Annotated in this window: 11 protein-coding genes; all 11 read right to left on the bottom strand. The window is 42.3% G+C overall.

Features of this window, described 5'->3' with window-relative positions:
- Positions 1–9: 9 nt before the first annotated feature.
- Positions 10–471, bottom strand: coding sequence for a polysaccharide biosynthesis/export family protein (locus tag HII16_RS09040; protein ID WP_248289563.1), 462 nt, complete (start codon positions 469–471; stop codon positions 10–12).
- Positions 472–610: 139 nt separating this feature from the next.
- Positions 611–1,864 (bottom strand): outer membrane beta-barrel protein, encoded by a 1,254-nt coding sequence (locus tag HII16_RS09035; RefSeq protein WP_169129453.1) that lies wholly within the window; start codon positions 1,862–1,864, stop codon positions 611–613.
- Positions 1,865–2,161: 297 nt separating this feature from the next.
- Complete coding sequence (locus HII16_RS09030) at positions 2,162–3,613, bottom strand: O-antigen ligase family protein (protein ID WP_169129451.1); 1,452 nt, start codon at positions 3,611–3,613, stop codon at positions 2,162–2,164.
- Between the two features lie 16 nt (positions 3,614–3,629).
- A complete protein-coding gene (locus HII16_RS09025) occupies positions 3,630–4,244 on the bottom strand; it encodes a hypothetical protein (protein ID WP_169129449.1) in 615 nt (204 codons plus the stop codon).
- Positions 4,245–4,316: 72 nt separating this feature from the next.
- Positions 4,317–4,559 (bottom strand): hypothetical protein, encoded by a 243-nt coding sequence (locus HII16_RS09020; RefSeq protein ID WP_169129447.1) that lies wholly within the window; start codon positions 4,557–4,559, stop codon positions 4,317–4,319.
- Between the two features lie 188 nt (positions 4,560–4,747).
- Positions 4,748–4,972 (bottom strand): hypothetical protein, encoded by a 225-nt coding sequence (locus tag HII16_RS09015; protein WP_169129445.1) that lies wholly within the window; start codon positions 4,970–4,972, stop codon positions 4,748–4,750.
- 371 nt (positions 4,973–5,343) lie between these two features.
- Positions 5,344–7,425: a M13-type metalloendopeptidase gene (locus HII16_RS09010; protein ID WP_169129443.1), complete on the bottom strand. Its 2,082-nt coding sequence runs from the start codon at positions 7,423–7,425 to the stop codon at positions 5,344–5,346.
- A gap of 952 nt (positions 7,426–8,377) precedes the next feature.
- Complete coding sequence (gene cysC, locus HII16_RS09005) at positions 8,378–8,989, bottom strand: adenylyl-sulfate kinase (RefSeq protein ID WP_169129441.1); 612 nt, start codon at positions 8,987–8,989, stop codon at positions 8,378–8,380.
- A 31-nt stretch (positions 8,990–9,020) separates the two neighbouring features.
- On the bottom strand, positions 9,021–10,751 hold the full coding sequence (locus tag HII16_RS09000; protein ID WP_348981401.1) for an SLC13 family permease: 1,731 nt from the start codon (positions 10,749–10,751) through the stop codon (positions 9,021–9,023).
- Positions 10,752–11,142: 391 nt separating this feature from the next.
- Positions 11,143–12,555 carry a sulfate adenylyltransferase subunit CysN gene (gene cysN / locus HII16_RS08995; protein WP_169129439.1) on the bottom strand — a complete coding sequence of 471 codons (1,413 nt, stop codon included), beginning with the start codon at positions 12,553–12,555 and terminating at the stop codon, positions 11,143–11,145.
- 82 nt (positions 12,556–12,637) lie between these two features.
- Positions 12,638–13,549 (bottom strand): sulfate adenylyltransferase subunit CysD, encoded by a 912-nt coding sequence (gene cysD, locus HII16_RS08990; RefSeq protein ID WP_348981407.1) that lies wholly within the window; start codon positions 13,547–13,549, stop codon positions 12,638–12,640.
- Positions 13,550–13,551 lie beyond the last annotated feature (2 nt).

Raw genomic sequence — 13,551 nt, 5'->3', positions numbered from 1 at the left:
ATCCCCCCTTTAAAAGAAGCTTTGCTTAATGGTGATGATATCGCCAGGAGACACTTTGCTATCCAGCATGGCAAGCTCAGCTTTATTACTGGGATCGTCAGCGCGTTGGATATATATTTTTTCTTTTGAGGCTCGTTCGGTAAAACCACCAGCTAGCACGACCGCTTTCGCTACGGTCAAGCCAGGTTGGAACGAATAAGCACCCGATTTTTTGATCTGTCCTTCGATAAAAAACGGACGATATTCAATAATGGCAACCGAGACACTTGGGTTGATCAGGTAATCCGGTTTTAAGCCGGCAACCACAGCCTTCTCTACTTCAGCAATGGTTAAGTCTTTCACACTCACCTCCCCGAGAAATGGAAAGTTAATGGTACCGCGCTCATTAATTTTAAATTGTTTGGATAAATCACCTTCACCAAACACGTTGATCTCAATTTGATCGCCAACGCCAAGACGATAATGACTCATATTATCACTATCGTTTGCAAACGTTGAAAAAGAAAAAATAGACAAACACAACAGAAGTTTGTGGAGAATAATGCGTTGGAGACTGGAAACTGCTTTCATACTGCTATCTTACTGCTTTAATACTTTTATGAATACTCGGCTATAAATGATATTTAACCGATAAAGATGCCCTATTTTCCGTATACTCAAGGGTATCGTAGTTACTTTCCCGTTCATGATTGGCAACGGATAAAGTGAAATTTAGATTTCGCCACATTTTATAGAGCACGCTGGCTGAATAGATGCTGTTCTCATCTTCACGATCGGAATCACCATAATCATCATCACTGAACGTAACATGCAATCGTGTGCCTAAGCGTTCCAACCAATTGTGATGCCAAGACAAGTTATAGTTGGTATTTTCAATGTAACTACCTTGACCTTTTGGCTCTGACACGTCTCGAGCGGTTGAAAAATCAAAGTTTGAATACGTAAGCGGCTTCCAAATCACGCCAACTTGCCAGCGCACACCGTCCCCTTTATCACGCTCATCGGCATCAAAGGACTTCTCTGCGTACCCCAGATTCACATAACCGGTTGTCATTGCCGTGCCCTGCCACGCAAAGCGACTCGAAACTCTAAATTCGTCATTATCTAACGACGGTTGACCGAAACGGTTGGTCTCATAAGCAGTATTGGCAAACTCAATTTTTACCGACACATCGGTAAATGCGCCAAGTTTGTAGCGCAATTCACTACCGTAGCTGATTTTGTCGTAGTTACGATCGGCGGTGATATCAAAATCATCTTCTGGTGGCGGTGGCACGTTATCTTCGGGGTCAATGTTTAATTCGCTATACGACACCGAGTCATAATCAACTTCATAATAACTGGTGAAAAAATCCAAATTCGCCTGCGCGGTTCTTGCTCCAAAGGTGTATTTAAATTCGGCATTAATGGTATCGTATGGCGTCGGTTCATCAAGCTGTTCACCAAAACCGATGGAAAAATCACGGCCGCGTTCCTCATGTAAGATGGCGTATTTGCCATTCACGGAGATTCTATGACGGGTACCCAAGTCGAACATGGCACCCGCACCAAAGTTATGGTCTGTGATGGTGTCACGCCCTTTGGCGGAATAGGTTTTATGAGATAGACCGTAATTTAATGTGTATCGGTCTAATCCATATTGCTTATCTAAAGCCACGGATGGTTTTAAATGGGTAAGCCAGGTATTGATTTCATTGTCGGCGTCTTGCAGTAAGTTATCGGTATAAGATTCGGTAACGGTAATTTTAGGAACAACATTAAAACCTGCAAATTGAATTGGGCTTTGTTCAAAGGCAAACGCATTGCTGGCATAGAGTGCCTGCAATGACGCAAAAACTGTGATAGAAGTCGTTAAGCGCTTCACTTTCCTGGTAACCCCTGAGGCCTTACTAGCTAACGAAATAACGTCACAACTAGACTCGGCGTTATTGTTATTTTTATTTTTATTTTTACTGCATCATTAACACGTACATTTCAGGTTGTTAACCTTTTCGTTTTTTGTACGTATGTGTTTTTATTGTAGTTTTTCTACAAATCCATTACCAACTATAGCTCAAATGTTAACATAATCTAGAAAAAATTCGTCAAAATTTTTCGTTTTATTTTTACCTTTCACAAAACGTTCATATAGTTGACGATTTTCGCATCGATAAAAAGGCAATTAATGTTTAAGTATTCGTGCTTTTTTTGATTTCAGGCCGTTGTTTGCAATCCAGGCCAACGCTAACACAATATGAAAATAGGCCGCATTAGCCGGTGCTTGTAAATTAAAATCAACGCTAATGTGCAATAACATGCCAATTATCGCTAAGGTCGTTGCAAAACCAAGCCCCTGCAACATTTTGCTTCGTCGCCGTCGCATCGCAATAATGCCTTGCACCAAGCTGACCATGACAATTATGCCTAACCATAGCGTTGCCGGGATCCCGTATTCAATGGCAAATTGCAGGTAATCATTATGAGCATGGTCTAAAAAGGCATTCACATCCTCCCCCTGCACTAACGGGAAGACAGTGTAATACCCACCACCACCGGTACCGACTCTTGGAAAGAGTTCCACTAGCTGCCAAGAATACTCGTTAAAATCGATTCGAGCTTCGTTAGCAACCGTTGTTTGCTCAATACGAGTTTTGACTTTGTCGATACCAAAATAAGCACCAAGAATAAAGGTATCAATGATCAACACACTGATCAGTAATATACCCAAGCTTTTGCTTTTTTGGCGAAGCAATATAAATGCCAGTACACCAGTAATGGTAAGCGCCACAAAAAATGCGGTGTTTCCCATACGTGAACGCGATAGAACAAGTGCGATCACCATAATTGCAAGTGCTATTCTAAGCGCAGCTTTACCCGATACAAGCGAGGTTAACCAGCGTGTTGCTCTTTCTCTTCGACTTGGTTTATCGATACTATCTTTATCCAACGTCGCCACTAAATAACCCAGTCCAACGGCTAAGCCCATGATCAGAAAATTGGCAAAATGGTTGCGGTATATAAAGCTACCATTAGCGGTAGAGTTGTTATTCATTGACCAAAAAAAGCTATGTTCTTGACCGCTTAATGCCATGATGGCGCCGTAAAAGCCCTGCCAAGTACAAGCGATAATGATGGCAATCAGCAAGTATTTCAATCGCTTAAAGTCGGTAACTAACAGCAACACCGACAGCATGACGGCAAAGTAACTACAGGCTTTTAGTGTGGCAATAATTGCCTGATTCGAATCCACGGCAATGCTCAACCAATCAGATGAAATATTCGCATGCTGTTGTACTAAGACGGTATTAGGGCTCAATGCCTTGACAAAATTAACCGGTAAAGGGACAAGTTGAATAAATTGGTACAGCAAAAATAGCAACATACCGAGTGCCAAAGGCCAGTATGCTCGTATTTGTTCGGTAAACGCTTTTGAAGGTATGCGCGCAACAACAATGGCCAATATTACAAAGCTGACCACTTCCATGATACTCCAAGCCCATGGACGATTTGAACCAAGAGGGATTGGAAGCCAGATGATCAGCGCTAAAAGCGCATAATAGCAGCCTTGTAAAATGGAACTATTATCTAGGGGGGTAACTGCCGCTTTGGACTTACCAGAGTTTTCGATAGTCATAGCAACAGTAAACAGGTTAGTTAAATGACGGGGTTACTGCTCCACCACCAGGGCCACCATTACCATTACCGCCACCTAATGTTCCAGGAGGAATCGGCGGTGCTAAGTTAAGCGCTCGTAACTCATCAAAGGTTTTCGGTTGGGTGTTTTGTGCGACTTGCGTATCTTGTTGTGCCGTTTCAGCATCCGTAGCGGGTAGGTTTTGACTAGCAGCAACCGCAGTAGCGGCTTCAGTTGTCGCATTTGATTTTGGTGGCGCACCCGTTTCGGCCAACTGTGCTTCAAGCTTACGTTTGGCATCTTCGTTTAAGTCTTGCGTCAGCTCGGTTCGTTGTTCACTCACAAGCGCCTTTTTTTGCTCTTCAAGCTTGCGCTTGTCTTCTTTGGTTTCAACCAAAATCACATCAGAGTCGGTGGTGTATTGAGATGAACCAGATAAAGCCGCATCTTGCTCCGCTTTCTTTTGCTCTTGTTCTTTAATGTAGTCGTTTTGTTCTTCTTCGTTGTATAAATCAAGCAACAAAGCGCTGTCTGAATACGCAGAAAGCTCTTCACTATCAACCATAGTAAGAGCGGCGCCTGACGAGGCGAAGAATAACGAAACTGTGAGAGCAATATATTTACGATTCATAACGTTACCGCAGTTTTTATCTGATGTTTCTAGTGTTCAGTGTAACAAATAACGAACTAATAACAAGCCAGCTTAAAAACCATTTGATGCTGGCTCTGGCGGACAATGTTTATTCCCCTGTTGAGGCTTACATGATTTTGGCGCGGCCGACGTTTCAGGCGACATAAGCGTGGTTAACGCCACAGGTGTTACTGCAGCGAGCTTTCCGTATTTTTTAATAAACTCACGTCGTGTTTGCGACGCCGTTTTTACACCTGAATTTTTGTCCATTTTTGAGTCTTTATTTTGCTCAGTTAAATTGTCGTTGCCAGCCATAATACTACTCGCCTGTTTTTATTAGTAGATAATGCTTACGTTTGATAATAACCCCGATATACGAATTTGTAAAATATTGATGTGATATGTCATTAAATTTTAACTGTTTTTTATTTACTCATAGAGTTAGAGCTAGACATATAAAATTAATTTTATATCAAACATATGTAACCACTGCCCTTTCTCAATTACTTAAAACCGTTTCGTTTATTGCGATTACATTTTGGGTGATTTGGCCGTTTATTACAAAAAAAAGCATTTGATTTCGGTGCTGCCGATGTTTCTGGTGACATCAATATGGTTAAGCCAACAGGGGTTACCGCGGCGAGTTTTCCGTATTTCATAATGAAATCACGACGCGTTTGCGATGCCGTTTTGAAAGCATCGTCTAGGTTTTTATTATTGTCTGTCACGTTACTGCTTACGTAGGCGTTCAATGAATACAGCTAGCCGAGATCATACCAGTTAGGCAGCTTTTGTAATATTTACATAGGGGTATATATTATTTCTGATAGCTATAGACTTGGTTGTTTTTTGGGCAAGAGGCTAGGTGCTAGGTGCTAGGTGCTAGGTGCTAGGTGCTAGGTGCTAGGTGCTAGGTGCTAGGTAAGCTTATTCAATCAACAACCGTCATTCCGATGCAAATCGGAATCTTTTCAAATATTGTGTGGAAGATCCCGACTATCGCCGGGATGGCGAACTAACAATGACGGATTTCAATCATCAATCAACTGTGCATAAAAAAGGCACCTTAGGGCGCCTTTTCACATTAATTGATAAACAATTACCAGATTTTTACGCGCTTCTCAGGAGCAATGTACATCGCATCGCCTTCTTTGATACCGTATGCTTCGTAAAACTCGTTCATGTTAGATAATGAACCAATTGCACGGAAGTGACCTGGTGAATGAGGGTCAGTTGCTACACGCTCACGCATTGCTTTTTCTGTGCGCTTGCCGCGCCAGATTTGTGCGTAACCCATGAAGAAACGTTGATCACCTGTTAAACCATCAATCACCGGTGCTTCTTCACCGTTAAGTGAGTTTTTATACGCACGGTATGCGATAGTCAAACCAGACAAATCACCGATATTCTCACCCAAAGTAAGCTTACCGTTTACGTTTAAGTCGTCAAAGACTTGGTAACCGTCGTATTGGGCAACAAGTTGCTCTGAACGTACCTTGAACTCAGCTAAATCTTGCTCAGTCCACCAGTTTTTTAAATTACCATCGGCATCGTACTTAGAACCTTGGTCATCAAAACCGTGGCCCATTTCGTGACCAATAACCGCACCAATACCACCGTAGTTTACCGCGTCATCTGCAGCCATGTTAAAGAATGGCGGTTGCAAAATTGCAGCAGGGAATACGATTTCGTTAACCGTTGGGTTGTAGTATGCGTTAACGGTTTGTGGCGTCATGTGCCATTCCCAATCGCGGATTGGGCCATTAAGCTTTTCAATCGCTTTAGCGTGACCTACTTTGTCAGCGCTAATTAGGTTAGCAACTAAGGTTTCGCCATTGATATCAATTGCTGAGTAGTCTTCCCACTTGTCTGGGTAACCAATCTTAGGCGTGAAAGCAGCTAGTTTTACACGAGCGGCTTTTTTGGTGTCATCACTCATCCACTCTAGTGAATCAATAGACTCACCGTAAGCGTCACGTAAGTTTTCAACCAAGGTGGTCATACGGTCTTTCGCTTCAGGGGTGAAGTGACGAGCAACGTATACCTTAGAGATGATTTCACCTAAGTTACCGTTGATAAGGCTAACACCGCGCTTCCAACGTGGCTTTTGCTCTTGCTGACCGTTGATGTTTTTACCGTAAAATTCAAAGTTTTGCTTAGCTAGTTCATCGTTTAGGTACGACGCGAAACCACCGATAACTTGCCAGTTAAGAAATGTCTTCCAAGTAGCCATGTCTGTTTCAGCAACAATCTTACCAAAACCTTCTACGAAGTCTGGTTGGTTAATGATGATATCAGTTTGGTTGTCTGCACCAAGTTCTTTCAACCATGCTGACCAATTAACTGCATCAGTCAACTCGTTCAATTCTGCGGTTTTCTTCAGATTGTATCGCGCTTCGCTGTCACGAGTTTGTACTCGAGTCCAGTGCAATTTAGCCATCTTGGTTTCTAATGCCATGATGCTTTCTGCTGCTTGCTGTGGATTTTCTTGACCCGCTAGCTCAAACATTTTCGCAACGTGTGCAACGTAGTCAGCACGCATTTGTACAAAACGCTGTTCTTCTTTGAAGTAGTAATCACGATCTGGAAGACCTAAGCCAGAGTGCCATACGTGGCCCGCATAACGGCTTGAGTTTTTCGCATCAACACTTACGTAGAAATAAATTGGCGAATCAAGCCCCATTTTTTGCGACTTAGCAAAAAATACAGAAAGGTCATCTTTATTTTCAAGTGCAGAAATTTCAGCAAGAATCGGTTCGATCGGCTTAACACCTAGCTCGTTGATTTGCGCTTCATCCATAAATGAATTAAATAGGTCCGCAACTTTTTGCTCGTCAGTGCCTTTTTTAAGGTCTTTCGATGCAGCTAGCTCTTCGATGATGACTTTTACGTCTTCATCAGACTTATCGCGTAAGTCGTAGAATGAGCCGATAGCGGTTTTATCACCTGGAATAGGGTTAGTTGCTAACCAGCCACCATTTACATAAAGATAAAAATCGTCTTGTGGACGAACGTTGTTATCCATATTGGCTTGGTCAATACCAGAAGCTAACGCTGTTTTTTGCGTTTTCATTGCAGCTTTTGGTTGTTCAGTAGACGTTTCAGCGGCAGTTGTCGTTTCGTTACAACCGGCTAATAATAGAAGTGACGAGCAAAGTGCGCCCGCAATTACCTGTTTCATGATCTCATCCCTTTATTGGCTCGTAGCTAGAATTATTGTATTACGAGCACGGATATAATTATTGTCGTCAGCATACTACGAATATTTACTTTTAAAATCCAGTGCCCACTGAAAACATTTATGATTTGTTACATCTTAGTGTGTAAACCGATCAAAACAGCGTGAACTGGAACAGCTAAGTCTTGCCTAAAACGACGCGAATTGGCTGTAAGCATTATTGACAAAGGCGCACGTAAACTTGCTGATCAGTCAAATTTTAGGCAAAAAAAAGGCGCCGGGTAAGCGCCAGGATGCTAAACGTTTTATGAAGTGCTATAAAACTGTCATTACAACAGTGTAGCGAGCATTTAATATCTCTAAATGTTAGCGGTGTATATAAAGCATATATCGAGCCAACTGTTCTAATATATTACTTTTCAATAAGTTGGCTGTTTTCGTTATTTCTCAAAAAAAGTCAGTGTAAAAAAAACCTACAGTTTTTCGTTCTTAACTATCGCCCCACAACCCATATAAATAACGGCTTTCGACTAATTGTCATTTTAAAAACTATTATTTTTGACACTTTGAAGACTTAATTTGATGCAAAGCGGGTTACAAAAAATGTATTTTAAAGATCCCGATTTTCATCGGGATGACGGTAAGTGGTTGGGATGACGATAAAGAGGGGGAATGCGAATACAACGTCCCCCCCAATTACTCCGTTTTTCCACATTCGTCATTGCGTACTACGACACGGAATCTTAGCAGCAGAATGCAAGATGCCGATTTCCATCAGAATGACGACGAAGGGGGTAGTAGACGGTGAAAGGTCGGTATGACCATTTGTGAATTACGGATATCAGTTACTAGTTAAAGTGAGGATTAAGGCCAATACCGTATTGCTAAAAGCAAGTATCGGTTAGTCTTAGGTATCAGCCGCCCTGTTCAATAAGTACCAAAATTACTCGCTTTATTACTTGCTAGGAATATAGCCTTTTTGTTCTAGGTGATTCACAATCTGCAAGGCGCATTGTTCAATGCTTTTGTTAGCTGTTTCAACATGGATTTCTGGCGATTGTGGAATATCATAACCAGAGTCGATGCCGGTAAAGTCTTTGATCTCCCCTGCTCTGGCTTTTTTATACAAGCCTTTAGGGTCGCGTTGTTCACAAATTTCAATTGGCGTATCAATAAACACTTCTAAGAACTCGCCACCTTCTAGCAGTGCTCTTGCCATGTCACGGTCTGATTGAAATGGTGAGATAAACGCGGTGGTAACGATCAATCCAGAATCAACAAACAACTTAGCGACTTGTGAGATACGGCGAATGTTTTCAACGCGATCTTCGTCAGAAAAACCCAAATCACCGTTTAGGCCATGACGCACATTATCACCATCAAGAATATACGAATGACAATCGCGGGCATACAGCATGGCATCAACCGCATTCGCAACGGTAGACTTACCAGAACCACTTAACCCAGTGTACCATAACAAACATGGCTGCTGGTATTTTTGCTTAGCACGCTCGGCTTTGCTTACATTGTGCTCGTGCCATACGGTATTTTCTGTTTTCATCGTCATGTTTTTGGCTCTATTAAATAAATTGTCTTCGCTAAAATGGAAAAAACTGCGGGATCATATACAGCACAACCGCGCTGTAGGTCAGTGACACAGGTACACCAACCTTTATAAAGTGTTTCAGTCGGTAGTTACCGGCGTTAAATACCATCACATTAGTTTGGTAACCATAAGGGCTGATAAAGCTGCCACTGGCACCAAAGGCAACCGCCATAATAAACGGTAATGGATTGGCATCTAAACCCAAGGCGATATTATAGGCGATCGGGAATATCAATGCCGCGGCGGCATTATTGGTAATAATCTCTGTCAGTATCAAGGTAATTACAAACACCGCAACAAAGGCTATCATCACCGTTTGCCCTTGCACAAATTCATGCACTTTATCGGCAATTATAAAGCTGACGCCGGTATTTTCTAATGCGGTCGCTAAGGTTAATGCACTGACCACAATCAGCCATATTTCCAGAGGGAAACGACGCTTGATTTCATTGAGGGATAAACAATTAAAAGCAAACAAAAACGCCAAATAAAAAATCAGGCATTTCAATAACGGGAAACCGAATATAACCGAGGCACCGATTGCCGATAAAAAGCCGAGTAAGGTAAATTGATCTCGCCAACCTGACAACATATCTTCGGGATTCACACCGGACAATACGTAAAAGTTTTTGGTGATATTGGTACGGGTAACAAAATCATTACCAACCGCTAGCACCAAAAAGTCGCCGGATTGCAATATAATATCACCCAACTTGCCGGACAAGGTAGAGCCTTCTCGTCGAATAGCCACCACCGCAGCATCAAAGCGCGCTCTAAAACCCGCTTGCTTCAGGGTCATGCCAATAATAGATGAGCCCGGCTTGATAAGCACTTCGGTAAGGTTGTCACGCAATAAGCCATCTTGCTCTGCAAACAACTGCAAACCGTCAAACTGCTGCAACACGAATACTTTTGAAATATCGCCGGTAAAAATAAGTTTATCGCCACGACGAATGTATTCATCAGGTGTTACTGGAGAAATCAGGTGGTCATCACGAATAAGCTCAACCAAGAACAACGAGTCCATGCTTCGTAGACCGTTTTCCTCGATTGAACGGCCAATTAATTTAGAGCCGCGAGTTACCTGAGCTTCAACAAAATAGTGTTTATCATCTTTTGGATCAGTAGCAATTTTTGGTAAAGCGCGTATACGGATAAGCAACACAAACATACATGCGCCTAATGCCGCCAGGCCTACCATGGTAAAGTCGAAAAACTTTAAGCTTGGCAAGCCGCGTTCTATCAGCATCGAGTTAACGATAAGGTTAGTCGAGGTACCAACAAGCGTTAATGTACCGCCAAGAATCGCCGCATATGACAAGGGTAATAATAAGCGACCAGGATTAATGTATTTATTGTTTTTGATAGGTGATATTAACGTCGCAACCACCGCAGTATTATTTAGAATCGCCGAGGCGATAGCCGTGGTAAACAACGTTTTAATATAGGATAAAAAGGTATTTTTACCGATAAGATGGCTTGATAAAACCCGCAAAAAACTGGTGCGTTCAAACGCAAACGAACAACTGATCAGTAATATCAGCGTTAGCAGGCCAGGGTTAATGGCATTTTTGAAAATATCATTAGTGTTAACAAAGCCCAATATTAAACACGCCATGGTTGCAGCGGCGAATACTTTTTCAGGGGCATTTTGATACTTCACCAGTCCAATAAAGGTACCCGCGAAAATCGTTAACATCAGCCATTGATCAATGCTCAGCATTAAACAACCTTTTCTTCAGTGTCAGCTGTGTACAAGTTAATATCACTCATGACACCGACACCTTATTATCGTTATAGTAGTAACATATATCAGCCAATTAATGTCAGCAAGATATATTGTCGTTTGTATGTTGCTTTAGTATTTTCAAGTTTAACGTCTAAAATTACCAGCGCATCGCATTTATCAGCTTTGCCATTGCCTAATCATTTCATTGACCTTATCAACGCAACCCGTTACCGTCATCCCGTTGAAAAACGGGATCTTGCATTCTGTTTATAAGATTCCGAGTCGTAGCACGGAGTGACGAACCACAGTTAACGCAAATCAATACAGCAACAAAAAAGGCGGCATAGACCGCCTTTCAATCGTATTATTTAGTCGTTAGACCATCTTAAATTGGCTTACAGCCCCATTCAGGGAACTGTGTACGAATAAATTCGTTCAATGCCACATCAGATTGTGAATACTCACGTTTCAGTTCTGGCTCTGCTTCACCTTCAACAAAAGTTTTGCTGATCATGCCTGCACCTACCGTAATATTACTCAACCGGTCGATAATAACGAACGAACCCGTGCCTTCCACTTGTGAGTAAGCATCAATAACCACAGGGCCATTGGTAGCAATGTTACACGATGAAATTTCATTTAACTTCATCTCATCTTCTTGGCTGTGCTCAAGGGTATTAACATCGATACGATAATTAATGTTATCAATACGGCCAAACACGTTCTTGGTGCCAATTTTAAGCTCGTACTCTTTACCCGGTTGCAACGCCGCTTCGCTCATCCAAACGATAGTCGCTTCGAATTTATCGGTAACCGTTGCCAATTTATTAGAACGGACAATGACGTCGCCACGAGAGACATCAATTTCATCGTTAAAGGTTAAGGTGATCGCTTGATCAACGCTAGCCGATTGCAATTCGCCATCTGCGGTAACAATCGCCTTTACTGAAGATGACTTACCTGATGGTAGCGCAGTTACCACATCACCAACGTTGATGGTTCCACCACTGATGGTGCCGCAAAAGCCACGAAAATCTAGATTTGGACGGGTCACATACTGTACTGGTAAGCGAAAATCATCTAGGTTTTTGTCACTGTTTACCTTAACGGTTTCTAACAAGCCCATAAGCGTAGCACCTGGGTACCAGTCCATTTCTTCAGAGCGATTAACAACGTTGTCGCCTTTTAACGCCGAGATAGGCACAAAACGCACGTCAGGAATATCTAACTGACTTGAAAACTGGCGATACTCTTCTTTGATCTTGCGATACTCATCTTGTGAGTAGTTCACCAAGTCCATTTTATTTACGGCAACAATGACATGCTTGATACCGAGCAAAGAAGCAATGTAAGAGTGGCGTTTGGTTTGTGTTTGTACGCCGTAACGAGCATCAATCATCACAATCGCTAAATCACAGTTTGACGCGCCAGTTGCCATATTACGCGTGTATTGCTCATGACCTGGACAGTCGGCAATAATAAACTTACGCTTTTCAGTTGCAAAATAACGGTAAGCGACATCAATGGTGATGCCTTGTTCACGTTCAGATTGTAAACCGTCTACCAATAACGCTAAGTCAAACTCGCCATCGGTGGTATTGAATTTTTTAGAGTCGCTTTTAATTGCATCCATGTGATCTTCAAAGATCAACTTGCTGTCGTGCAGTAATCGGCCAATCAGTGTTGATTTACCATCGTCGACGTTTCCGCAAGTCAGAAAACGCAACATGTCTTTGTTTTCGTGGACACGTAGATATTCTTCGATATCGTTTTCAATTAAAGCTTGTTCTTGATTCATTGTTGTTATCCTTTGTGCTCGCTATCTAGCCAGCACCTTTAAAATCCTATGTTATTAACCCAATAAAATAAATGGCGTTGGCTTAGAAATAGCCTTCCATTTTTTTCTTCTCCATCGAGCCTGAACTGTCATGGTCAATCACACGACCTTGGCGCTCGGAGGTTTTGGTTAATAACATTTCCTGAATAACTTCTGGTAGCGTTGTCGCATCCGACTCAACCGCACCAGTTAGTGGGTAATCACCCAAGGTTCTAAAGCGAACCATCTTCATTTCAGGCTCTTCACCGTCTTCAAGTGGCATACGGTCATCATCAACCATAATAAGTGTGCCGTTGCGTTCAACAACCGGACGCTTAGCCGCTAAATATAATGGTGGCAATTCGATGTTTTCCAAGTGAATGTATTGCCAGATATCAAGCTCGGTCCAGTTTGATAATGGGAATACGCGAATACTTTCACCTTGATTAACCTTGCCGTTATACACGTTCCAAAGCTCTGGACGTTGGCTTTTTGGATCCCAACGGTGATTTTTATCACGGAATGAATACACACGCTCTTTGGCTCGAGACTTTTCTTCATCACGGCGCGCGCCACCAAAGGCGGCATCAAACTGGTGCTTGTTAAGCGCTTGTTTAAGCGCTTGGGTTTTCATCACGTCAGTAAATTTGGCGCTGCCGTGATCAAATGGGTTCATACCGGCTTCAACGCCTTCTTGGTTGGTATGAACAATCAAATCAAGACCAAATTTTTCAGCAACCTGATCACGATACTCGATCATCTGTCTGAATTTAAACGTGGTATCAACGTGCATTAATGGGAACGGCGGTTTCGCCGGGTAAAACGCTTTCATGGCTAAGTGCAGCATAACTGCAGAGTCTTTACCGACAGAGTACAGCATAACCGGATTATCAAACTCGGCGGCAACTTCCCTAATGATATGGATAGATTCAGCTTCAAGCTGTTTTAAGTGTGTTAAATTCATAGATGATCTGATTT

This window comes from Thalassotalea sp. Y01, from assembly GCF_012932945.1.
Classification (GTDB): Bacteria; Pseudomonadota; Gammaproteobacteria; order Enterobacterales; family Alteromonadaceae; genus Thalassotalea_A.
The sequence above is the reverse complement of the archived record's forward strand: the minus strand, read 5'-3'. Positions and strand labels throughout refer to the sequence as shown.